Source organism: Prevotella heparinolytica, from assembly GCF_002998535.1.
GTDB lineage: Bacteria > Bacteroidota > Bacteroidia > Bacteroidales > Bacteroidaceae > Bacteroides > Bacteroides heparinolyticus.
The window spans coordinates 3,210,650-3,233,883 of record NZ_CP027234.1; the positions used below are offsets into that span (position 1 = coordinate 3,210,650).

Below are 23,234 nucleotides of genomic sequence, written 5' to 3' on the forward strand. Positions count from 1 at the left end.
GTGAGGCCACTTCAGTCGTATTGGGAAGTGGCTTCACTCGTATAGGGAAATGAACGGCTGTTGCCGTTTGCCTGCTTTTGGTCAGGATGAAAGGATAGGAAGGCCTATTTGAGTACGCCCAACTCTTTCCCCACCTTAATGAATGCGGCTATACATTTATCAAGATGCGCCTTTTCGTGTCCGGCTGAAATCTGTACGCGGATGCGCGCCTGCTCTTTGGGCACAACCGGATAGTAGAAGCCGGTCACATAGATACCTTCTTCCTGCATGCGTGCCGCATAAACCTGTGACAGCTTGGCATCGTATAGCATCACGGCGCAAATGGCACTTTGCGTTGGCTTGATGTCGAACCCGGCAGCGGTCATTTTATCACGGAAATAGTTTACGTTCTCCACCAACTTGTCGTGCAGGGCGTTGCTTTCTTTCAGCATCTTGAATACTTCGAGGCTGGCGCCTATGATGCCCGGTGCCAACGAATTGGAAAACAGATACGGACGGCTGCGCTGGCGCAACAGGTCAATGATTTCTTTGCGTCCGGTGGTGAATCCGCCCAAAGCGCCGCCGAAGGCTTTACCCAATGTTCCGGTATAAATGTCTACACGTCCGTAAGTATTATATTGTTCGCTCACGCCGTGTCCTGTAGGTCCTACTACCCCGGCGGAGTGTGACTCGTCCACCATGACCAGTGCGTCGTATTTTTCGGCAAGGTCGCAAATCTTGTCCATCGGCGCCACGTTTCCATCCATAGAGAACACGCCGTCGGTAACGATGATGCGGAAACGTTGAGCTTGGACTTCTTGCAGGCATTTTTCAAGTTCGGCCATGTCGGCGTTGGCATAGCGGTAGCGTTTGGCTTTGCAGAGGCGTACACCGTCAATGATGGAGGCATGATTCAGCGAATCGGAGATGATGGCATCTTCTTCGCTGAAGAGAGGTTCGAATACACCTCCATTGGCATCGAAGCAGGCGGCGTATAGAATGGTGTCTTCCGTACGGAAGTAATCGGAGATGGCAGCTTCCAATTCTTTGTGGATATCTTGCGTGCCGCAAATGAAGCGTACGGATGACATGCCGTATCCGCGGTGTTCCATGATTTTCTGGGCAGCAGCAATCAGGCGCGGATGGTTGGATAATCCCAGATAATTGTTGGCGCAGAAGTTCAATACCTCCTTGCCTTTCACTGTGATGGCAGCTTGTTGCGCACTCTCAATCAGTCGCTCCTCTTTATAGAGTCCTGCCTCTTTGATTTCAGCAATCGTCTTGCTGAGATGGTCTTTCATTTTACCGTACATAGCATTTTATTTTTAGGGTAATACGTCCATGTTACATTTTTCACAAAGGACATCATTTTTCTTGGAATAAACAATAGCAGAATGATAGAAAAATGAAAAAAAAGTACGTATATTTGTGCCTCTATAATTAACTAATACCTTATTAATAAATCGTATGAAAAATATTTTGGTAATTGGAGCAACCGGGCAGATTGGTTCGGAACTTACATTGGAGTTGCGTAAACGCTATGGTGATGATCATGTGGTGGCCGGATATATTCCGAGCGCTATGCCCAAAGGTGAATTAAAAGCATCAGGACCTTCGGCCATTGCAGACGTCACCGACCGGCAGTCCATCGAAGTGGTGGCACGCCAGTTTAAGATAGATACGATATACAATCTGGCAGCTTTGCTTTCGGTGGTGGCGGAAAGTCGTCCGGCCATGGCCTGGAAGATTGGTATAGACGGACTGTGGAACGTGCTTGAAGTGGCGCGTGAGTATAACTGTGCAGTCTTTACTCCCAGCTCCATAGGTTCGTTCGGCGAGGCTACTCCCCACATACAGACACCGCAAGACACGATTCAGCGTCCGCGTACGATGTATGGCGTAACCAAAGTGACAACGGAATTGTTGAGCGATTATTATTATACGAAGTATGGCGTGGATACCCGTTCGGTGCGTTTTCCGGGAATTATCTCCAACGTAACCCCTCCGGGTGGCGGTACTACGGACTATGCGGTGGATATTTTCTATTCGGCAGTGAAAGGCGAAAAGTTTGTCTGCCCATTAAAACAGGGTACTTATATGGACATGATGTACATGCCCGATGCCTTGAATGCTGCCATATCACTGATGGAAGCTGCGCCGGCAAGGCTGAAGCATCGCAATGCGTTCAATATTACTTCCATGAGTTTCGATCCGGAAGAAATATATAACGCCATCAAAAAGCATATACCCGATTTTGAAATGGCATATCAGGTGGATCCTCTGCGGCAAGCCATAGCCGATAGCTGGCCCGATTCATTGGATGATTCGTGTGCTCGTGAAGAATGGGACTGGATGCCGCAATATAATTTGGAGTCCATGACCGTGGACATGCTGGAAAAATTGAAAGCTAAATTTAATAAGTGACTGTAGCGGTCCGTAAAAAATGAGAAAAATAGTATTGGGGTTTTTGTTGCTCGTTTTTCTTATTTCATGTGGAAATAAAAAAACGAAGATGGATCCCTTTGTTACCCTTACGAATATGGTAGATTCCGTCAACCAGAAAGCTGACACGCTGAAAGTGGCGGAAGTAGAGGATGTACCGAAACCGATAGAGGCAGACGAATTGTTTGATGATTTTATCTTCAGTTATGCTTCGGATGATGCTTTGCAAAAGCAAAGGACGGTATTTCCTCTACCTTACTATAATCGGAATACTCCGATAAAAATAGAGGAGCGTTTCTGGAAACACGATTATCTCTTCACTAAGCAAAGTTATTACACTTTGCTTTTTGATGAAGAAGATGATTTGGAGTTGGTGGGAGATACTGCCTTGAAATCGGTGCAGGTGGAATGGATATATTTGAAAACCCGTATGGTGAAAAGGTACTATTTTGAACGGAAACACGGCATGTGGATGCTCGAAGCCATTAACTTGCGTGAAATAGAGAAAGGAGAAAATGAAAGCTTTGTAGATTTCTATACTCGTTTTGTGACGGATAGTGTGTATCAAAGTAAGCATATCAGTCATCCGCTGCAGTTTGTAACCATTGATCCGGACGATGAGTTTTCCATTTTGGAAACTACCTTGGATATGAACCAATGGTACGCGTTTCGTCCGGTGATGCCTGTCGACAAGTTATCCAATATAAACTACGGACAGAAAAATGAAGATTTATCAAATACCAAAATATTAAAAGTAAACGGTATAGACAACGGCTATTCCAATATTTTCTATTTTCGCAGACAAGCCGAAGAGTGGGAGTTGTACAAATATGAAGATACGAGTATGTAGCTGATTGAAAGGAGGGAATGGAACTTTATTTGAATAAAATACCTAATACTTTTGGCATTGAAGTGACTGCTGCGCGATTCTTGGAATACGATTCGGAAGAGGCTCTTTGCGAAATGATTGCAGCAGGACGTATTACTGTGCCTTATTTGCATATTGGTTGTGGCAGTAATCTGCTGTTTACTACGGATTATGAAGGTACGGTGTTGCATTCGCATATCCATTCTATAGAAGTGACGGCAGAGGATGAGGAGAATGTGTGGGTACGTGTTGGTGCTGGTGTGGTATGGGATGATTTTGTGGCTTATTGTGTAGACCACTGTTGGTATGGTGCGGAGAATCTCTCGCTGATACCGGGAGAAGTGGGTGCAAGTGCCGTACAGAATATAGGTGCTTATGGGGTGGAAGTCAAAGACCTGATAACTTCAGTGGAAACCATACATGTTGAAGGAGAAAAACGTGTCTTTAGCGTAGCTGAGTGTGGGTATGCTTATCGGAAAAGCATCTTTAAACAACCGGAGATGAAGGATCTGTTTGTGACTTATGTTAATTTTCGATTGGGTAAGAAAGAGCACTATATGTTGGATTACGGCACAATCCGGGAAGAGTTGGCAAAATATCCGCAGGTGGACTTGCGTACATTGCGTCGCGTGATTATCGATATTCGCCAAAGTAAGTTGCCCGACCCTGAGATGTTGGGAAATGCAGGGAGCTTTTTCATGAATCCTATCGTGCCCCGCATGCAGTTTGAAGCATTGCAGCGAATGTTTCCTACGATGCCGTACTATGATGTTGATGCCGGACATGTGAAAATCCCGGCGGGTTGGATGATAGAACAATGCGGCTGGAAAGGGAAATCGTTGGGGCCGGCGGCTGTGCACGAAAAACAAGCATTGGTTTTGGTAAATCTGGGTGGTGCAAAAGGAACGGATATTGTAGCTCTTTCGGACGCTGTGAGGACCTCTGTACGTGAAAGATTTGGTATAGAAATTTATCCGGAAGTAAATTTTATAGGTAACTGATGATGGTTGATAATTGGTTATGGGAAGAATCAGGATATTAGGAAGTGGAACATCGACCGGAGTGCCGGAGATAGGTTGCACTTGTCCGGTTTGTACTTCTGCTGATGTACGTGACAATCGTTTGCGTGCATCCTCATTGGTGCATACGGAAGATGCAGTGATACTGGTAGATTGCGGTCCGGACTTCAGGCAGCAGATGTTGAATGTGTCTTCTTTTGAAAAAATAGATGGTGTACTGATTACTCATGAGCATTATGATCATGTGGGCGGGTTGGACGACTTGCGTCCGTTTTGCCGTTTTGCCGATATCCCTATTTATTCGGATGTCAATACTGCGGCTCATTTGCGAGCACGTATGCCTTACTGTTTTGTAGACAAAGTGTATCCGGGCGTTCCTCGTATCAATTTAGAGGAGGTGGAAGCCGGCCGGCCTTTTTATATCAACCGGACAGAAATACTACCTTTGCAGGTAATGCACGGTAAACTGCCCATACTGGGGTATCGCATCGGTAAAAAACTGGGTTATATTACGGACATGCACACAATGCCTGATGAATCTTTCGAGCGATTGAGAGGCGTTGAGGTTCTTATTATGAATGCCTTGCGACCAGAACCACATCCTACGCATCAGACTGTATCGGAAGCATTGGTGGCTACTGAACGCATTGGTGCGAAAGAAACTTATTTTATTCATATGAGTCACCATGTCGGACTCCATGCCGATATTGAAAAAGCGTTACCATCCCATGTGCATTTTGCATATGATGGTCTTGAAATAACCTTTTAAACTTTTTAAAGCTTTTGTTTTGTTTTATTTGCAGAATTTATTATTTTTGCAAAAATTAGATAAAACAGGGCATGAAACTCCGACTCTTTATACAGATAGCTGTCATCGTATCCGTAGTGTTATTATGTACGGGTTTTGCCGTGTATTCATTTTTTCGGTTGCATTCAGTGGAAAACCAGCGTGATTTTGACCTCTACACGTTGGTTCCTCAAGATGCAATTGCCATTTTGGAAACCAATCACATGGCCGATTTGATGGAAGATATCAATGGGCTGGATTGTAGTAAAGATAATCATTTTCTATATATCTCCGATCTCTTTTCATATCTGAAAGAAAATCTGCATACTTTGCTGCAAGATACTCCTCACGGGTTGAGCATGCAAATGAATAAAATGTTGATTAGCTTTCACGAACCGGACACGCCGGAAAATCAGGTGCTATATTGCAGTCTCGGTTCGGATGATTACGAACTGGTAGAGACTTTTGTGCAGAAATATTGCTCTGGTAGTTTTCCCCTGAAGACGTTTGACTATAAAGGAGAAGAAATCCGCATTTATCCTATGGCGGACGGCCGTTTCCTTACGATGTATTTCACATCAGATTTTTTTGTTGTCAGCTTTCAGAAACGCTTGGTGGAGCAGGTGATTGATGCTTATCGTACCAAGAATTCTTTGATGAGTCAGGCTGCTTTTCGTACCATCCGTACCAATAAGCACAATGATGTTTCCGCTATGATATATGTGCGTATGCAAGCTGTAGAAATGGGGAAAAGAACGGATGATATTCATTCGTACATGCGTTTGGGGAGTTGGGTGGAATTTGAAGTGCAGCTCAATGAAAATGCCGTTTATTGTTCCGGTATGAGTCATGGGGTAGACTCTACTCTTACTTTTATGAATGTACTGCGTGCCCAGAAGCCTATAGAGGGCTTTCCCGGTGCCAATCTACCGGCTACTACTTTTTTATATCACCGATGGGCTATTTCGGATAGGAGTTCTTTCTTGAACTTCACCACACGCCAAGAGTATGCAAAAGTTGCCTATTCCGATTATGTAAAGCAGCGAGATGAGGAGTGGACGGCATTCTTGAACGATTTTGCGGCTGAAAGTTTCTTGTCTTGTCTTTTTTGCTCGAAAGATACGCTGAATGTTACTCCTTGTGCTGTGGTTTGTATTCCTGTTAAGGACGAACAGCTGGCAGAACACCGTTTGCAATCTTTGCTTTATACCATCCCGCAGGACAAAGAGGCTTCTTCGATGTCCAAACCATTTGACTATACATTATACCCTAAGGCGATGAAATATAAGAAGTATGCTTTGCCACGGACTTCTTTGCTGGCGCAAATGACAGGGATTGCTGAGCCGGATTTTCATACATATGCTTGTTTTTATCGGAACAGCTTGTTGCTGGCTCCTGATGTGGTTAGTCTTTCAACTTATATAGATGCGATAGAGAATGGAGAGGTGTTGGATGGGACATCGGTCTATGAAGAAGGTATAGGTAGTCTGTCGCCGGTTTATAATTTTGTGATGATGGCAGATATGGGAACAATTTTGTTACAACCGGAAGCTTATGTGCGCCTGATACCGAACTTCTTCTTTCGGCAAGCTGATTTCTTCCGCCATTTTATGCTTGCCGTGCAGTTTACTTGTGCGGATAAAATTATCTATCCAAACATCGTACTGCTCTATAAAGGAGGATAATAGAAAAAAGAGGTTCAGGCCTTTCTGTTCTTGGCCTTTTAAAATGTTGATGACGCAGATTCTCTTTATTAAAAATCTACGTCATCAGTTAAAATGAACTCTTTTGAAAAATTATAGAAAAGAGATTTAATAAACGATTTAAAAAGGTAAATCTTCTTTGGCATCCCCTGCAAGGAATTCTGGTGCTGTGGTAGGTGCAGGAGCTGGCGGTGGAGGTAGGGGAGCGCTTGGATCAGATGTAGTGTTGTTTACACGTTCCACTTTCCATGCTCGGATACTGTTGAACCAGCGATCTTGCCATTGGCGTGCATCTATGTCGAAAGATACGGTCAACTCTTCCCCCATTTGGATATTGAACTGCTCGATTTTTTCGGCACCAAAAACCTCAAAACACATTTTACGTGGATATTGACCGTGGTCTTCAACCACATATTCCTGTACTTTCCATTCGTTGCCGGATGATTTGGCGACTCCACCTCTGGGCTGGAGTATGGCGATGACTTTTCCTGTAAATTCCATTGTTTTCTTGTTTAATGATGCGGCGAAGTTACAATTTTTTAGGAATACGAGAAGAATAATCGGCTGTTTTTTCTTGCTAATTCTTTGTCATAGGGAATTCTTTTTTTAACTTTGTCCGTTAGTTATATAGATAGCAAAATAAAAACTTAAATATACGGAAAATATGAAATTTATCGTTTCAAGCACAGCGCTTTCCAGTCATTTACAGGCTGTCAGCCGTGTGATTAATTCAAAGAATGCATTGCCCATTTTGGATTGTTTCCTCTTTGAACTGCAAGACGGAACTTTATCCGCGACAGTTTCTGATAGTGAAACAACAATGGTTACTACAGTCGAGGTGAACGAAAGTGATATGGATGGACGTTTTGCCGTTGCGGCCAAAACGTTGTTGGATGCTTTGAAGGAAATTCCTGAGCAACCATTGACTTTTGAAGTTAATATGGACTCTCTTGAAATTACTGTACAGTATCAGAACGGTAAATATAGTTTGATGGGGCAGAATGCCGATGAGTTCCCGCAATCGGCTATGTTGGGCGACAATGCTGTACGCGTGGAAATGGATGCGCAAATCCTGTTAGGTGGCATTAACCGCGCCATATTTGCTACTGCCGATGATGAACTTCGTCCGGTGATGAATGGTATTTATTTTGATATTACGACAGAGGATATCACCGTAGTGGCATCCGATGGCCATAAATTGGTGCGCTGTAAAACGGTGGCTGCTAAAGGCAGTGAGCGTGCCGCCTTTATACTTCCCAAAAAACCGGCGTCTTTGATGAAGAACCTGTTGCCGAAAGAGCAAGGAAAGGTAACCGTTGAGTTCGATGAACGCAACGCTGTGTTTACTTTGGAAAATTACCGTATGGTATGTCGTTTGATAGAAGGGCGTTATCCGAATTACAATTCTGTAATTCCGCAAGGTAATCCCTATAAAGTGACTGTAGATCGTCAGCTGTTGATTGGTGCATTACGTCGTGTTTCCATTTTCTCATCGCAGGCAAGCAGTCTCATCAAGCTACGTATGCAGCAAAATCTAATTGTGATCTCTGCGCAGGATATAGACTTTTCCACTTCGGCAGAGGAAACGCTGACTTGTCAGTATACGGGTAATCCTATGAATATCGGCTTTAAATCTACTTTCTTGATCGATATTCTGAATAATATCTCTGCTGACGAAGTGGTTATCGAATTGGCCGACCCGTCACGTGCAGGTGTCATCATCCCTGTGGAACAGGAAGAGAACGAAGACCTATTGATGTTGTTGATGCCGATGATGTTGAATGATTAAAGGAATAAATGAATTTTTACCGTAGGAGAGGACATGAGAGCACGGAACTTTATTGGATACTGTGCCTTATGTCCTTTTATGGTGAAAAACAGTAAATATTGAAGAACAATGAAATTAAATCTGAAAAATCCGATTGTTTTTTTCGATTTGGAAACTACGGGTACCAACATTAATTCAGACCGGATTGTTGAAATCTGTTATCTTAAAGTCTATCCTAACGGGAATGAAGAGACCAAGACCATGCGTATCAATCCCGGAATGCATATCCCGGAGGAATCTTCTGCTATCCATGGTATTTACGACCAGGATGTGGCCGATTGTCCTTCTTTTAAAGAAGTGGCACGTAGCATAGCCAATGATATTGAAGGGTGTGATTTGGCAGGTTTCAATTCCAATCGTTTTGATATCCCGGTTTTGGCCGAGGAATTCCTTCGGGCTGGTGTGGATATTGATATGAGTCGTCGTAAGTTTGTGGATGTGCAAGTTATTTTCCATAAGATGGAACAGCGTACGCTGTCTGCTGCTTATCAATTCTATTGTGGTAAGAATCTGGAAGATGCGCATACGGCAGAGGCAGATACTCGTGCTACTTATGAGGTGCTGATGTCGCAATTGGATCGTTATCCGGAATTACAAAACGATATTGCTTTTCTTTCCGACTACTCCAATTTCAATAAAAACGTGGATTTTGCAGGCCGCATGGTCTATGATGATAAAGGAGTGGAAGTGTTCAACTTCGGCAAATATAAAGGGATGGCGGTATCTGATGTTTTGAAGCGTGATCCCGGTTATTATGGCTGGATGCTGAACAGTGACTTTACATTGAATACCAAAGCGATGTTGACTAAAATACGTTTGCGCGAATTGACTCAAAAATAGGAATCTGAAAAAATATAGAGAACCAAAGATAAAAGTTAAAAACGGACTTTTAGGGTTCGGAATATTCTGCGTTATGGCAAATATATTAAAAGGGAAAAAAATTGTTTTGGGCATTACAGGAAGCATTGCGGCTTATAAATCCTGTTTGCTTATTCGTGAATTGATTAAGCGCGGTGCAGAAGTACAAGTCGTTATTACACCGGCAGGCAAGGAATTTATCACTCCCATCACTTTATCTGCTTTGACCGGAAAACCGGTTATCAGTGAGTTTTTTGCTCAGCGTGACGGCACATGGAACAGTCATGTAGACTTGGGGCTGTGGGCAGATGCCCTTTTGATAGCCCCTGCGACAGCTTCCACAATCGGAAAGATGGCTAATGGAGTGGCAGATAATATGCTGATCACTACGTATCTTTCTGCAAAAGCTCCTGTGTTTGTTGCACCTGCCATGGATTTGGATATGTTTGCTCATCCTTCTACTCAGAAAAATCTGGATATCCTTCGTTCGTATGGTAATTACATCATAGAGCCGGGTACAGGAGAACTTGCCAGTCATTTGGTTGGTAAAGGGCGTATGGAGGAACCGGAAAATATTGTCAGGTATTTGGAAATGTATTTTGCAGCCAAAGAGGGTGAGTTGGTTGGAAAGACGATAATGATAACAGCAGGTCCAACTTATGAAAAGATAGATCCCGTGCGTTTTATCGGCAACTATTCATCCGGCAAGATGGGGTTTGCACTTGCCGATGAATGTGTAAGTCGTGGGGCCAAGGTTATATTGATTGCAGGGCCGGTTCAACAAACAACGTATTTTCCAATGGCTCAATATATCCAAGTGGAATCGGCTGGAAACATGTACGATGCAGCCGGCGCTTTCTGGGGTTCTGCAGATGCAGCTATATTGACTGCTGCGGTAGCCGATTATACTCCCGAACACGTGGCTGATGAGAAAATAAAGCGGGAAAAAACGGGTGAAATGATATTGGCTTTAAAACCCACTCAAGACATCGCTGCTTTCTTGGGTAAACAGAAGAATAAGGCAAATAATCGAAAACAGGTTTTAGTGGGGTTTGCTCTTGAAACGAATAATGAGCTGCTGAATGCAGAAGAAAAACTCAAACGGAAGAATCTGGATTTTATTGTCTTGAATTCGCTGAATGATAAAGGAGCGGGCTTCCGCCATGATACTAATAAGATTTCTATTATTGATGATAAAGGAAAGGCCGATTATCCATTGAAATCCAAAGCTGAGGTTGCTGTAGATATTGTGGATTATTTGGTTAAAGTGCTGAAACAAGCAGAGTGAATAAAGTGAGGTAACAATCTCCTTGTTCGTTGTCGGTTGTTTAATTAAAGAATCAATTATCAAGAAAATGTTACATTCGCTCTATATACAGAATTATGCACTTATCGAGCAACTTGATATAAATATCGATAGCGGTTTTTCCGTGATAACGGGTGAAACGGGTGCAGGTAAGTCTATTATTTTAGGTGCTATCGGGTTGCTGTTGGGACAACGTGCCGATGTGAAATCCATTCGTACGGGAGCTTCAAAATGTGTGATTGAAGCCCGTTTTGATATATCTGCCTATGGTATGCAACCTTTCTTTGAAGAGAATGAGCTGGAATATGAGGCAGAGTGTATTCTTCGTCGTGAGGTTTCTGTTTCGGGCAAAAGCCGGGGGTTTATCAATGACACGCCGGCTTCGTTGGTGCAGATGAAGGAATTGGGAGAACAGCTGATTGATGTACATTCTCAGCATCAGAATCTGTTGTTGAATAAGGAGGGGTTTCAACTCAATGTTCTTGATATTTTATCTCACAATGATGAGATACTGTGTGCTTATCAAGGCTTTTATCGTGAGTGGAAGCAGGTGCAGCAGGATTTGGCCGAACTTGTTGCACAAGCGCAACGTGATAGAGCTGATGAGGATTACATCCGTTTTCAGTTTGAGCAGCTGGAAGAGGCTCGATTGGTAGCGGGTGAGCAGGAAGAACTGGAGCAGGAAGCTGAAACGCTGAACCATGCAGAAGACATTAAAGCGGGGTTATATAGAGTGGGACAAATGTTACATTCGGATGAAGGCGGTTTACTTTCAGGGTTGAAAGAGTGCTTGAATACGATGCATGGTTTGCAGAGTGTCTATCCGGTTGCCGGTGAACTTGTCGAACGTTTGGATAGTACTTACATTGAACTGAAAGATATCGCGCAGGAAGTCGCCGGAAAGGAAGAACAAATAGAATTTAATCCTGCACGTTTGGATGAAGTAAACGAGCGTCTGAATCTGATTTATACACTTCAACAAAAACATCAAGTATCTACTGTCGATGAACTTCTGCATTTGACAGATGAATATGCAGCCAGGCTTTCGGCTATAACTTCTTCGGATGAACAGATAGAAGAGTTGAAGGAACACTGTGAAGCTTTATATCATAAAGTGCAAAAACAGGCAGCTCTTCTTACGGAGACCCGTATGGCGGCTGCCCGTGAGGTTGAGAAACAAATGGCTGCACGGCTGATTCCGTTAGGAATGCCCAATGTGCGTTTCCGTGTGGAGATGGGAGAGCGTAAGGAACCGGGGATGCATGGAGCCGATACTGTGAATTTCTTGTTTTCGGCTAATAAAAATGGAACTTTGCAAAGTATCTCTTCTGTAGCTTCCGGTGGTGAAATTGCGCGTGTCATGTTGTCGGTCAAAGCAATGATTGCAGGTGCTGTTAAGCTACCTACCATTGTGTTTGATGAAATAGACACCGGAGTTTCCGGTGAGATAGCTGACCGCATGGCGGATATTATGCAAGAGATGGGTGAACAGAACCGTCAGGTTATCAGTATTACTCATTTGCCGCAGATTGCTGCCCGGGGAAGCGCTCACTACAAAGTCTATAAGCAAGACAATGAAACAGAAACGAATAGTCACATTCGCCGTCTGACCGATGAAGAAAGAATAGAGGAACTGGCTCACATGTTGAGTGGAGCAACCTTGACAGAAGCTGCTTTGAATAATGCTAAGGCATTGCTGAAGAGGTGATAAGTGTACGATAAATAAAAAATAGATTCTTAATAAATATTTGAACGAATAGATGGTTGAGCAAAGTGAAATGATTTTTGGCGTCCGTGCTGTAATAGAGGCCATTCAGGCAGGAAAAGATATTGATAAGATATTGGTGAAAAAAGACATTCAGAGCGATTTGTCAAAAGAGTTGTTCGCTGTCTTGAAGGGTACATTGATACCTGTACAGCGTGTTCCGGTTGAGCGGATTAATCGCATAACTCGTAAAAATCATCAGGGAGTGGTTGCCTTTATTTCATCAGTGACGTATCAGAAAACGGAACATCTGGTACCGTTCCTTTTCGAACAAGGAAAGAATCCGCTGTTTGTGATGCTTGATGGAATTACGGATGTTCGTAACTTTGGAGCCATAGCCCGTACGTGCGAGTGCGCAGCAGTGGATGCGGTGATTATTCCTGCAAAGAATAGTGTGTCGGTCAATGCGGATGCCATGAAAACTTCGGCAGGAGCATTGCACACGTTGCCTGTTTGCCGTGAGCAGAGTTTGAAAGAAACACTTCAGTTTCTCAAAGAGAGTGGCTTCCGGATTGTGGCAGCCACTGAGAAAGGAGATTATGAATATACCAAAGCTGATTATACCGGTCCGATGTGCATCATTATGGGGGCTGAAGACCGGGGGGTCTCTTATGATAATCTGGCATTGTGTGACGAATGGGTGAAAATACCTATGCTGGGAACTATCGAATCCTTGAATGTTTCTGTTGCTGCCGGTATTTTGATTTATGAAGCTGTAAAACAAAGGTACTAAGATATGAAAAAGAAATTGCTGTTGATATGCACGCTCTGTGTGTTGTCCCAATGGAGTGTGGCACAAGCTCCGAAGTGGATAGATAAAGCCAAGCGTGCTGTTTTTTCTGTGGTTACTTATGATCGTAATGATAAGATACTGAACACTGGCAACGGTTTTTTTGTCACAGAAGAGGGAGTTGCCTTGTCGGATTATACCTTGTTTAAAGGAGCCGAGCGTGCAGTTGTGATGACCTCTGATGGGGTACAGATGTCTGTTGAGGCTATTATGGGAGCCAATGATATGTATGATGTGGTGAGATTTCGGGTTGCTACTTCCGGAAAGAAAGTTCCTGCCTTGACTTTAGCTTCTGTTGCTTCAGCGGTGGGAACCGATGTATATCTGTTACCGTACTCCACTCAAAAGAATCGTTCTTATACTGCCGGAAAAATAAAAGAAACGACCAAAATAGCCGATAAGTATTCTTATTATACGCTTGATATGCATTTGAAGGAGAAGATGGTGAGTTGTCCGGTGATGACGGCGGACGGACAAGTGTTCGGATTGGTTCAGCAATCTGTTGGACAAGATACTGCTGGTATTTGTTATGCCATTGATGCCCAATTTGCGATGGCGCAGAATATTTCGCCGTTTTCCTATGGAGATATGGCTTTGAAGAATATCGGAATCAAGAAAGCACTACCTGATACGGAAGAGCAAGCCTTAGTTTTTCTTTATATGGCTTCTTCACAGCTTTCTCCGGAAAAGTATATGGAGACTCTGGATAATTTTATCGCACAATATCCTAATAGTGCAGATGGTTATCTTCGCCGCGCTTCTCAGCAAATGTTCATGTCAAATGACAATGTTTCCATGGATAAGGTTTCCGATGACATGGATAAAGCATTGAAGGTTGCCGTGAAGAAAGACGATGTTTTCTTTAACCGTGCTAAAATAATATATAGTTATGTATTGGGAAAACCGGAAAAGGTATATAAATCCTGGTCATATGATACTGCTTTGGAAGAGATAAAGAAAGCGATGGAAATAGAGAACTTGCCTGTTTATCAGCAATTGGAGGGAGACATTTTATTTGCCAAACAGGATTATCCGGCGGCATTTGTCTGCTACGATAAAGTGAACCATAGTAACATGGCATCGCCGGCCACTTTCTTTAGTGCAGCAAAGACCAAGGAACTGATGCAGGCACCTGTTGAAGAAGTGCTGGCTTTGATGGATAGTTGTGTTATGCGTCTTTCCCAACCATATACGGAAGAAGTAGCTCCTTATCTGTTGGAACGTGCACAAGTCCGTATGAATGCCGGTGAAGCGCGTAATGCAGTATTGGATTATGATGCATATTATAAAGCTGTGAAAGGTAATGTCAATGATATGTTTTATTATTATCGTGAACAGGCTGCCTTGAAAGCCAAACAATATCAGCGTGCACTGGATGATATGACAAAGGCCATTGAACTGAACCCGAATGAATTGACTTATCGTGCAGAGCTGGCGGTAGTAAATATCCGTGTCGGACGTTATGAAGAAGCATTGGAAGTGCTGAAAGCTGCTTTGGCCAAAGATTCCAAATATGCAGAAGCATATCGTCTGATGGGGATCGCACAAATTCAGTTAAAGAAGAATAAGGAAGCTTGTGACAGCTTTAGCAAAGCAAAGGAGTTGGGAGACGTTAATGTGGACGCATTGATAGAAAAGCATTGCAAATAAGAATGAATAAAGGCTCTGTTTTCGCAAGCAAAGCCTTTATTGGGAAAATTCCCGTGTTAAAGAAGTTAAGTCTGGCTCATAAAAGGTATGAGTGAAATTGCTTTTATATAGTAAATACATGAGGATTCGAAGTACTGCTTATGTTTTGAACCTTTTTTAAAGTATGAGCAATATATGTACTATTATTAACCATATAAAACCATTGGAAATGATGAAAAAAACAATTTGCAGCCCCAAAGCGCCGGGTGCTATAGGTCCATATAGTCAGGCTGTTGAGGCTAACGGGATGGTGTTTGTTTCCGGTCAATTACCCATTGATGCAGCTACCGGAGTAATGGCGGAAGGGGCAGAAGCACAAGCCCGCCAATCCTTGGAAAACATGAAGCATATTCTGGAAGAGGCAGGTTTGGATATGAGCAACATTGTAAAAACCACTGTCTTTCTGGCAGACATGTCTTTATTTGCCGATATGAATAAGGTTTATGCCACTTATTTTGACGGAGCTTTTCCCGCACGCTCAGCCGTTGCCGTAAAGGCATTGCCCAAGGACGCTTTAGTGGAGATTGAGTGCATCGCGGTTCGCTAATAAGTCGGCCACAATAAAACTACTGCCTCCTACGAAGATAAAGTCTTCCGGGAGGCTTTTTTCTTGTGCAGCTCGTACGGCCGAAGGTACATCTGGATAGCAGTTGCCTTTGAGCCCGGCACTTTCCGCAAGTTTTTGTAAATCATTTGCCGGCAAGGCACGTTTTACGCTGGCTTGGGTAAAATAGTAAATTGCATCTTCGGGCAGCAATGCCAGCACGCCTTGTATATCTTTATCATTCACCATGCCGATGATAATATGCAGATTGTGAAAAGCCTGTTGTTTAAGTTGCTCTACTATATAGGTGATTCCACCCACATTGTGTCCTGTATCGCAGATTAGGATAGGGTGGTTTTGCAACTTTTGCCAACGCCCCATCAAGCCGGTCAGCTCAGTTACGTGGGCAAAACCTCTGCGAACAGATTGTTCATCCAGTCGATAACCGGCTTCTTTCAGGAGTGGAAGGGCTGTGAGAATAGTACGGGAGTTTTTTTTCTGATAGAGTCCCTTTAGTTCATATTCTATACCGGGATAATCCTCACGTCCATTTTCTTCTGCAAAATAGATGGGAGCATTTACTTCTCCGGCTCTCTTTTGAAATACGGCTTTAGTTTCCGGGGTTGTTTCGCCGATCACTACGGGGATGTCGCTTTTAATGATTCCTGCCTTTTCTCTTGCAATTTGGGGCAATGTATTCCCTAAGAATTGAGTGTGGTCAAGACTGATATTAGTGATGATACATAAATCCGGATGGATTATGTTGGTGCAGTCCAAGCGTCCTCCCAGTCCCACTTCTATCACAGCTACATCTATTTCCACATCGGCAAAGTACCGGAAAGCCATAGCGGTGGTTAATTCAAAAAAGGACGGATGCAGCGGTTCAAAAAAGCAACGTTCCTCTTCCACAAAACGGATGACATACTCTTCCGGTATGGGTTGTCCATTGACGCGGATACGTTCGCGAAAATCCACCAAATGGGGCGAGGTATATAGCCCCACGCTATAGCCCGCTTCTTGCAGTATGGCTGCAATGGTATGCGAGCAAGAGCCTTTACCGTTGGTACCTGCCACATGAATGGTGCGAAACTTGCGATGTGGGTGGCCGAAGTGCTCATCCAGTGCCAAAGTGTTTTCCAATCCTTCTTTATAGGCCGAACCTCCTACTTGTTGAAACATGGGAGTGCTGTTATATAAATAGGTTAAAGTGTCCTGATAATCCATCTTTTGTAATATTTAACGAGAAAGAAATCTTTTTCTCTGTATTAAATTGTTATCTTTAAGGACAACAAAGATAACGTAAACCGTAGGTTATACAAAAGAAGCACGCTTGTTTTTTATTGCCTGAATATGGTTTTGCTTTATCCTGAAAAACATTAATAATTAAAATTTAATGAGTATGGGAGCCAAGAAAAATTTTGTGATTGATACGAATGTTATTCTTCACGATTATAATTGTCTGAAAAATTTCCAAGAAAACGACATTTATCTCCCCATCGTGGTCCTTGAAGAGTTGGATAAATTTAAGAAAGGCAATGAGCAGATCAATTTCAATGCCCGTGAATTTGTCCGCGAACTCGATTTGATAACCGATGACAATCTTTTCACTCGCGGTGCTCCGTTGGGCGAAGGCTTGGGTCGGCTGTTTGTTGTGACGGGTACGATAAATTCTTCCCGAGTGCATGATTCCTTTCCCGAGCGCATTCCCGACCATCAGATTCTGTCAGTGACAGACTGGCTGACCGAGAAATATCCGAAGATGAAATCCATTTTGGTCACGAAAGATGTGAATCTACGGATGAAAGCCCGTTCTATTGGTCTGCTGTGTGAAGATTATATCAACGATAAAGTGGTGAACCTTGACATCTTTGAAAAATCGAATGAAGTATTTGAGGGAGTTGACCCCACTTTGATAGACCGTATTTATTCTTCGAAGGAAGGATTGGATATCAGTGAATTCGACTTTAAGGATATTGTTCATCCCAATGATTGCTTTGTATTGAAAAGTGACCGAAACAGCGTGCTTGCTCGTTATAATCCTTTTACTCACTCCGTCTGCCGGGTAAACAAAACCAAAAATTACGGTATTGAGCCTCGTAATGCCGAACAGAGCTTTGCCTTTGAAGTGCTGAACGACCCGGATGTAAAGCTTATAGCCCTGACCGGTAAGGCCGGAACCGGCAAAACATTATTGGCACTGGCTGCTGCTTTGGGAAAACTGACAGATTATAAGCAAATCCTTTTGGCTCGTCCCATTGTGGCATTGTCTAATAAAGATCTCGGCTATCTTCCCGGAGATGCAAATGAGAAAGTTGCCCCTTATATGCAGCCTCTATTTGATAATCTGAATGTGATAAAGCATCAATTTTCGGCTAACTCCAGCGAAGTGAAACGCCTGGAAGACATGCAAAAAAGCGAACAATTGGTAATTGAAGCTTTGGCTTTTATTCGCGGACGCAGTTTGAGCGAGACTTATTGCATTATTGATGAGGCTCAGAATTTGACGCCGCATGAAATAAAAACGATAATTACCCGTGCCGGTGAAGGAACAAAGATGGTGTTCACGGGTGATATTCAGCAGATAGACCAACCGTATCTGGATAGCCAATCCAATGGGCTGGTTTATATGATAGACCGCATGAAAGATCAAAATCTTTTTGCACATGTCAATCTGGTGAAAGGAGAGCGTAGTCCGTTGAGTGAATTGGCAAGCAATCTGATGTGATGTTGTTATGAAAGAACGTTTCTACCCGTCTTCCGGTCGTAAAAGACAAGGAGACGGGTTTCTTTTGTAATTCATTATAATTCTGCTTCTTATGATAGTGCGCATGTAAGCCCGCATGTTAGTGAACGTAATCCCACACTTTAGCAGACCTATGCCCACACTTTAGCGAATGCAAGCCCACACTTCAGAGCACGTATGCCCACACTTCAGAAGAGATATGCCCACACTTCAGAAGGCATAAGCCTACACCTTGGCGGTGGCAATTAAAGCGGAAGCATGCAACATGGAATCTTCTCTTCGTGTTTTATTTATAATATCATCCTTGAAAGAGTGTGAGAAAAATCAATTCTTTATAACATTTTTTTATTGTTTCTTTGCTTTTCTTGGATGAAATAGTGTATATTTGCGAATCCTAAAACAAAAACTATTAAACGCAATGAAACTGAAATTTATTCAGCGGTATCTCTCTGCAAAGGTATTACCGATATGGACTATTCTATTGATTGATGTATTTATCATCATCATATCAAGTATTTTGGCTTATATTCTGAGGTATGATCTCAGAAGTGTTTTCTTGGAATCTTCAAACATTGACAAAGTTATTTTGGGAGCAGTAATCGTCAACCTTATATTTTTCCGCGTATTCCGTACTTACTCCAATGTGTTGCGCTTTTCTTCTTTCGTCGATATAATGCGCATCTTTGTCTCCTTGACAGTTTCCTATGCAATCTTGATGGCTATAAATGTGCTGGGAGATAGCTTTTTCAACACCAAGCTGGTCCCTTTCAGTATAATATTCATCTCCTATATCATCAGTTTTGCAATGATGGCCTCTTCGCGTGTGATAGTCAAGACTATTTTTGACACGTTGAATTTTGACGGCAGGCACAGTGCCAATGTGTTCATCTACGGTGCAAAAGAAGCAGGTGTGAACATAGCCAAGTCATTGCGTGTCAATCTTCGGAACCATTATCGCTTACGTGGATTCATTGCCGATGACCCCGAACTTATAAATAAGGTTATGATGGGGGTTAAGGTATATCCTAATGACGATACGTTGATCGACAACTTACTCGACCGCAATGTGCAGGTGGTTATCATCTCTCCGGCAAAAATGGAGGAACTGCAAAAGTCTGATATGGCCGACAACATCCTTGCGCACAATATTAAACTTATGACGGCTCCTCCTTTGAGCGATTGGAGTGGGCAGGTCCTGAACCGCACCCAATTAAAGGAAATACAGATTGAAGACTTGTTACAGCGCAATCCCATTGAGATAGATATCCACAAGGTAGCATCACAGCTTGAAGGTAAGCGGGTATTGATTACCGGTGCGGCTGGTTCCATAGGCAGTGAGATCATGCGTCAGGTGGCCTCATTCAATCCTTATAAATTGATTCTCGTGGATCAGGCAGAGACTCCGTTGCATAATATCCGTTTGGAACTACAAGACCGTTGGCGCGACATTGATGCCGAAACGATCATAGCCGATATCTCCAATGTTACCCGGATGGAAGCTATTTTTAAGGAATACAAGCCTCAGTATATTTTCCATGCTGCTGCTTACAAGCATGTGCCTATGATGGAGGACAATGTTTCCGAGTCCATCCAGATAAACGTATATGGTACTCGTACATTGGCCGACCTTGCCGTTAAGTATGGTACTGAGAAATTCGTCATGATTTCTACAGATAAAGCAGTGAATCCTACGAACGTCATGGGATGTTCCAAGCGTATCTGTGAGATTTACGTGCAGTCTTTGGCTAAAAAACTTCAGAAAGAGGGGAGGGAGAATGCCACACAGTTCATCACCACGCGTTTCGGCAATGTGCTGGGATCTAACGGTTCTGTTATTCCACGTTTCCGCGACCAGATTCAGCGTGGAGGTCCGGTGACGGTTACGCATCCTGAAATTATCCGCTACTTTATGACCATTCCCGAAGCCTGCCGTTTGGTGCTTGAGGCAGGAAGTATGGGTAGTGGCGGTGAGATTTATATCTTCGACATGGGCAAGCCGGTGAAGATAGTCGACCTTGCCAAGCGTATGATTAGCCTTTCAGGCCGCACGGATGTGAAGATTGAGTTCACCGGTCTTCGTCATGGAGAGAAACTCTATGAAGAGCTGCTCAATGTGAAGGAGCTGACGAAACCCACTTATCACGAGAAGATTATGATTGCCACCGTGCGCGAGTATGATTACGAGGAGGTGAAAGAACGTATCCAGAAACTGATTGATGTGAGCTATACTTATGATCAGATGAAGATTGTGTCAGCCATGAAAGATATCGTTCCTGAATTTGTGAGCAAGAATTCTTGCTTCGAAGTGTTGGATAAGAGACTTTGATCAAGTGCGGCGTGTTTGCCGTAGAAGGAGTCGCAGAAAATACGAGTGAGGTTGTTTCAAAGCGCTTTTATGCTTTTGATACAACCTCACTCTCTCTTATGCTCCTTGCCGATTTTATTGATGCGATGAGAAGTATTTCAGGAATTGGGTTCTCTCAAAGACATTGACTCCTTTTTGTTCTTTGATGTTCAGCATACCCTTAAATTGATTGATATTGTTCATACCTTTGCGATGCATCCAAGAGTCAAGGAAATGAGTATATTCTGAAATGACGGAAATGGAGTTTTGATAAAGCACGCTGCAAACTTCCACAGCCGACGCTCCTGCCAGAATGGCTTTGACTACTCCTGCAGGAGAATGAATACCGCCTGATACAGCATAGTCCAGATTGTTTACAATGGCCGAAGCAATGCCGACCCAACGTAGAGAGTTGGACAAGTTGGCTTCATTGCTGAATATGTTGCCGGGTACCTGAGACATCTTCTCGATATTGATGTCCGGCTGGTAGAAGCGATTGAACATTACTACTGCGGCAGCTCCGTTGGCATATAGCTGGTTGATGAGGGCTATCGGGTTGGTAAGGTTATCACCCAATTTCATGATAACAGGAATCTTTACCGTTTGCTTGATATGGCTTAAGATATCTATATGACGCTGCTCAAAAGAACCGTATGCATATTGGACGTCAGTCTGCAAGGCTAGAATATTGATCTCCAGTGCATCTGCGCCGGCTTCTTCTATTTTAGTGGCAAAATCCACCCAGTCGGCATTCTGATAACAGTTGATGCTGGCTATTATAGGTATGTTGCAAACTTTTTTGCTCTCTTTTATCAGGTTCAGATATTCTCCCAATTTATGTTCTCGAATATACCCCACGAGGTAGTCGCTTCCTTCGGGATACATATTGGGGTCTCCCTGCCAGTCGGCCTCCATCATGATTTGTTCCTCAAAAAGAGATTTAAGTACAATGGCACCTGCACCTGCTTCAAAAAGTTTTTGGTTCTTTGCGGCACTGTCTGTTAATCCTGAACTGCTGACAATGATGGGATTCTTAAGTTTTAACCCTGCAAAAGTTGTTTCTAATGTTGCCATGATAATAGTATTTTTTAGTTGTCAATAATTTCTGTCTCCAAAGATCTTGCTTCCTACACGTATCAGTGTACTTCCGGTTGCAATGGCTTCACGATAGTCGTGAGACATTCCCATGGACAGTTCCTTGAAAGCTTCCGACTCTGAAAACCACTTGTCTTTTACTTCCCGGAAGAAATTTCTTAAAGAACAAAACTCCGTTTTGATTTGTTCGGCATTGTCCGTGTTCGTAGCCATACCCATCAACCCGCATATCCTGATGTTCTGAAACAGCTTCCATTCTCCCGAAGCCAGCATCTCCCGGCATTCGTCAAAGCTGAATCCGAATTTGGTTTCTTCGCGTGCAATATGTAGTTGGAGCAGGCAGTTCACGGTTCTGCCTACTTTACCTGCCTGTTTATCGACTTCAGCCAGAAGTTTGTAGGAATCAATTCCATGAATCAGTGCCACATAGGGAACAATATATTTTATCTTATTCGTTTGCAGATGTCCTATGAAGTGCCACTCAATGTCTTTAGGAAGACTTTCATATTTGGCTGTCATTTCCTGTACCTTGCTTTCTCCGAACACGCGTTGCCCGGCGCGATATGCTTCTTCTATCGCCTCGTTGGGGTGAAACTTGGAAACAGCTACCAATCGTACTCCTTCGGGCAGTTCGTTCAGCACTTGTTTTAAACTCTCTGTTATATTCATATCAGACTTCCGGTTTGTCGTTGGACTCTGCGCTATACGGATATACATCCATGATGGCGGTTTCGGCTACAGAGGCGATTTGGTAATCAGCCATTGTGCCTTTCATGCCTTCGTCCAGTTTCTTCACGGCATCGCGCAGGTCGGCAGCTTGTACCAGTACTTGGGTTGACGTTTTCTTTTCCGCACCGCTTTTTTCATCCAATGTGATGAAGACCAATTTACACTTGAACCAACGGTCGGCCGCCTCTTCCTCACACGGAAACAGTTCGCTGTAGTTGGCGCGTTTAATGTCTGATACGGTAAATTCACCCGATATGAAAAGTGTCATTTCTTCGATGATACGTGCTTCTGCTTCTGTAAAACTGAGGGCGTCTACGAGATATGGTTCGGTTACTTTCTTGTTCATTCCGTTTTCCATTGTTTTTTCGTAGCGTATTTTACACTCAAACCATGTATGCATTGCCATAATTATTTGTTTTTAGTTTAGTGGTTTATGAATTCTTTTATTCTATGTAACCCTATGCCGAGCAAAGGTTGTACAAAGATAGAGAAAAACTGATAGAATCTACTCAAAGCGGGGATTTTCCTTGATGTAAAAAACGATAGGTATATAAATAAAAAAAGGAGTACCGCTGTACTCCAACCTTTGTTAACCTTAAATCTAATACTATGAAAAACACAATGCAAATATACGGCTTTTTTCGATATCTGCAAGTCTAAGAGGTTATAGAATCGCTTTTTATAACTCTTATTGTGATTTTGCGCTCGTATTACACTCTTTTTAAGATTTCAGGCATGGTTTGCT

Annotated in this window: 20 protein-coding genes; 14 read left to right on the forward strand and 6 right to left on the reverse strand. The window is 43.1% G+C overall.

Translation table 11 applies throughout. The features are described 5' to 3' along the window. Positions 1-104: 104 nt before the first annotated feature. Positions 105-1,292, reverse strand: coding sequence for a glycine C-acetyltransferase (gene kbl, locus C3V43_RS12865; RefSeq protein ID WP_106070109.1), 1,188 nt, complete (start codon positions 1,290-1,292; stop codon positions 105-107). 154 nt (positions 1,293-1,446) lie between these two features. On the opposite strand from kbl, the gene C3V43_RS12870 reads away from it, so the two are divergent. From C3V43_RS12870 to C3V43_RS12890, 5 genes are all read left to right on the forward strand, one after another. Further along, positions 1,447-2,403: an NAD-dependent epimerase/dehydratase family protein gene (locus C3V43_RS12870; RefSeq protein WP_106070110.1), complete on the forward strand. Its 957-nt coding sequence runs from the start codon at positions 1,447-1,449 to the stop codon at positions 2,401-2,403. Positions 2,404-2,422: 19 nt separating this feature from the next. Continuing rightward, positions 2,423-3,271: a DUF4348 domain-containing protein gene (locus tag C3V43_RS12875; RefSeq protein ID WP_106070111.1), complete on the forward strand. Its 849-nt coding sequence runs from the start codon at positions 2,423-2,425 to the stop codon at positions 3,269-3,271. 17 nt (positions 3,272-3,288) lie between these two features. Beyond that, positions 3,289-4,290, forward strand: a complete 1,002-nt coding sequence (gene murB / locus C3V43_RS12880; RefSeq protein WP_106070112.1) for a UDP-N-acetylmuramate dehydrogenase — start codon at positions 3,289-3,291, stop codon at positions 4,288-4,290. Between the two features lie 19 nt (positions 4,291-4,309). Further along, on the forward strand, positions 4,310-5,077 hold the full coding sequence (locus tag C3V43_RS12885; RefSeq protein WP_106070113.1) for an MBL fold metallo-hydrolase: 768 nt from the start codon (positions 4,310-4,312) through the stop codon (positions 5,075-5,077). A gap of 71 nt (positions 5,078-5,148) precedes the next feature. Then, the gene (locus C3V43_RS12890) at positions 5,149-6,780 is read left to right on the forward strand and encodes a DUF3352 domain-containing protein (RefSeq protein ID WP_106070114.1); all 1,632 of its coding nucleotides are present in this window, start codon (positions 5,149-5,151) and stop codon (positions 6,778-6,780) included. Between the two features lie 138 nt (positions 6,781-6,918). On the opposite strand, the gene C3V43_RS12895 is transcribed toward C3V43_RS12890, so the two are convergent. Beyond that, positions 6,919-7,299 (reverse strand): DUF3127 domain-containing protein, encoded by a 381-nt coding sequence (locus C3V43_RS12895; protein WP_106070115.1) that lies wholly within the window; start codon positions 7,297-7,299, stop codon positions 6,919-6,921. A gap of 163 nt (positions 7,300-7,462) precedes the next feature. Here C3V43_RS12895 and dnaN point away from each other — a divergent pair, with 163 nt between their 5' ends. From dnaN to C3V43_RS12930, 7 genes are all read left to right on the forward strand, one after another. Continuing rightward, positions 7,463-8,587: a DNA polymerase III subunit beta gene (dnaN, locus tag C3V43_RS12900; RefSeq protein ID WP_106070116.1), complete on the forward strand. Its 1,125-nt coding sequence runs from the start codon at positions 7,463-7,465 to the stop codon at positions 8,585-8,587. A 108-nt stretch (positions 8,588-8,695) separates the two neighbouring features. Beyond that, the gene (locus tag C3V43_RS12905) at positions 8,696-9,466 is read left to right on the forward strand and encodes a 3'-5' exonuclease (protein WP_106070117.1); all 771 of its coding nucleotides are present in this window, start codon (positions 8,696-8,698) and stop codon (positions 9,464-9,466) included. Positions 9,467-9,539: 73 nt separating this feature from the next. Further along, positions 9,540-10,772 (forward strand): bifunctional phosphopantothenoylcysteine decarboxylase/phosphopantothenate--cysteine ligase CoaBC, encoded by a 1,233-nt coding sequence (coaBC, locus tag C3V43_RS12910; protein WP_106070118.1) that lies wholly within the window; start codon positions 9,540-9,542, stop codon positions 10,770-10,772. A 67-nt stretch (positions 10,773-10,839) separates the two neighbouring features. Then, a complete protein-coding gene (gene recN / locus C3V43_RS12915; protein WP_106070119.1) occupies positions 10,840-12,498 on the forward strand; it encodes a DNA repair protein RecN in 1,659 nt (552 codons plus the stop codon). A 52-nt stretch (positions 12,499-12,550) separates the two neighbouring features. Further along, the gene (rlmB, locus tag C3V43_RS12920) at positions 12,551-13,288 is read left to right on the forward strand and encodes a 23S rRNA (guanosine(2251)-2'-O)-methyltransferase RlmB (RefSeq protein ID WP_106070120.1); all 738 of its coding nucleotides are present in this window, start codon (positions 12,551-12,553) and stop codon (positions 13,286-13,288) included. A gap of 3 nt (positions 13,289-13,291) precedes the next feature. Next, entirely contained in the window at positions 13,292-14,995 is a 1,704-nt protein-coding gene (locus C3V43_RS12925) for a serine protease (RefSeq protein WP_106070121.1), read from the forward strand. A 211-nt stretch (positions 14,996-15,206) separates the two neighbouring features. Then, positions 15,207-15,581, forward strand: coding sequence for a RidA family protein (locus C3V43_RS12930; RefSeq protein ID WP_106070595.1), 375 nt, complete (start codon positions 15,207-15,209; stop codon positions 15,579-15,581). Here C3V43_RS12930 and C3V43_RS12935 read toward each other — a convergent pair. Beyond that, entirely contained in the window at positions 15,549-16,802 is a 1,254-nt protein-coding gene (locus C3V43_RS12935) for a bifunctional folylpolyglutamate synthase/dihydrofolate synthase (protein ID WP_106070122.1), read from the reverse strand. The genes C3V43_RS12930 and C3V43_RS12935 overlap by 33 nt on opposite strands. A gap of 175 nt (positions 16,803-16,977) precedes the next feature. On the opposite strand from C3V43_RS12935, the gene C3V43_RS12940 reads away from it, so the two are divergent. Together C3V43_RS12940 and C3V43_RS12945 are read left to right on the forward strand one after the other, a co-directional pair. Beyond that, positions 16,978-18,303 (forward strand): PhoH family protein, encoded by a 1,326-nt coding sequence (locus tag C3V43_RS12940; protein ID WP_106070596.1) that lies wholly within the window; start codon positions 16,978-16,980, stop codon positions 18,301-18,303. Positions 18,304-18,739: 436 nt separating this feature from the next. Beyond that, on the forward strand, positions 18,740-20,647 hold the full coding sequence (locus tag C3V43_RS12945; RefSeq protein WP_106070123.1) for a polysaccharide biosynthesis protein: 1,908 nt from the start codon (positions 18,740-18,742) through the stop codon (positions 20,645-20,647). Positions 20,648-20,761: 114 nt separating this feature from the next. On the opposite strand, the gene C3V43_RS12950 is transcribed toward C3V43_RS12945, so the two are convergent. Genes C3V43_RS12950 through C3V43_RS12960 form a run of 3 tightly spaced genes read right to left on the reverse strand, consistent with a single transcriptional unit; the run spans position 20,762 to position 22,895 of the window. Beyond that, positions 20,762-21,739, reverse strand: coding sequence for a dihydroorotate dehydrogenase-like protein (locus tag C3V43_RS12950; protein WP_106070124.1), 978 nt, complete (start codon positions 21,737-21,739; stop codon positions 20,762-20,764). 21 nt (positions 21,740-21,760) lie between these two features. Further along, positions 21,761-22,429 (reverse strand): YggS family pyridoxal phosphate-dependent enzyme, encoded by a 669-nt coding sequence (locus C3V43_RS12955; RefSeq protein WP_106070125.1) that lies wholly within the window; start codon positions 22,427-22,429, stop codon positions 21,761-21,763. A 1-nt stretch (position 22,430) separates the two neighbouring features. Continuing rightward, positions 22,431-22,895, reverse strand: coding sequence for a DUF4494 domain-containing protein (locus C3V43_RS12960; protein ID WP_106070126.1), 465 nt, complete (start codon positions 22,893-22,895; stop codon positions 22,431-22,433). Between the last annotated feature and the right edge of the window lie 339 nt (positions 22,896-23,234).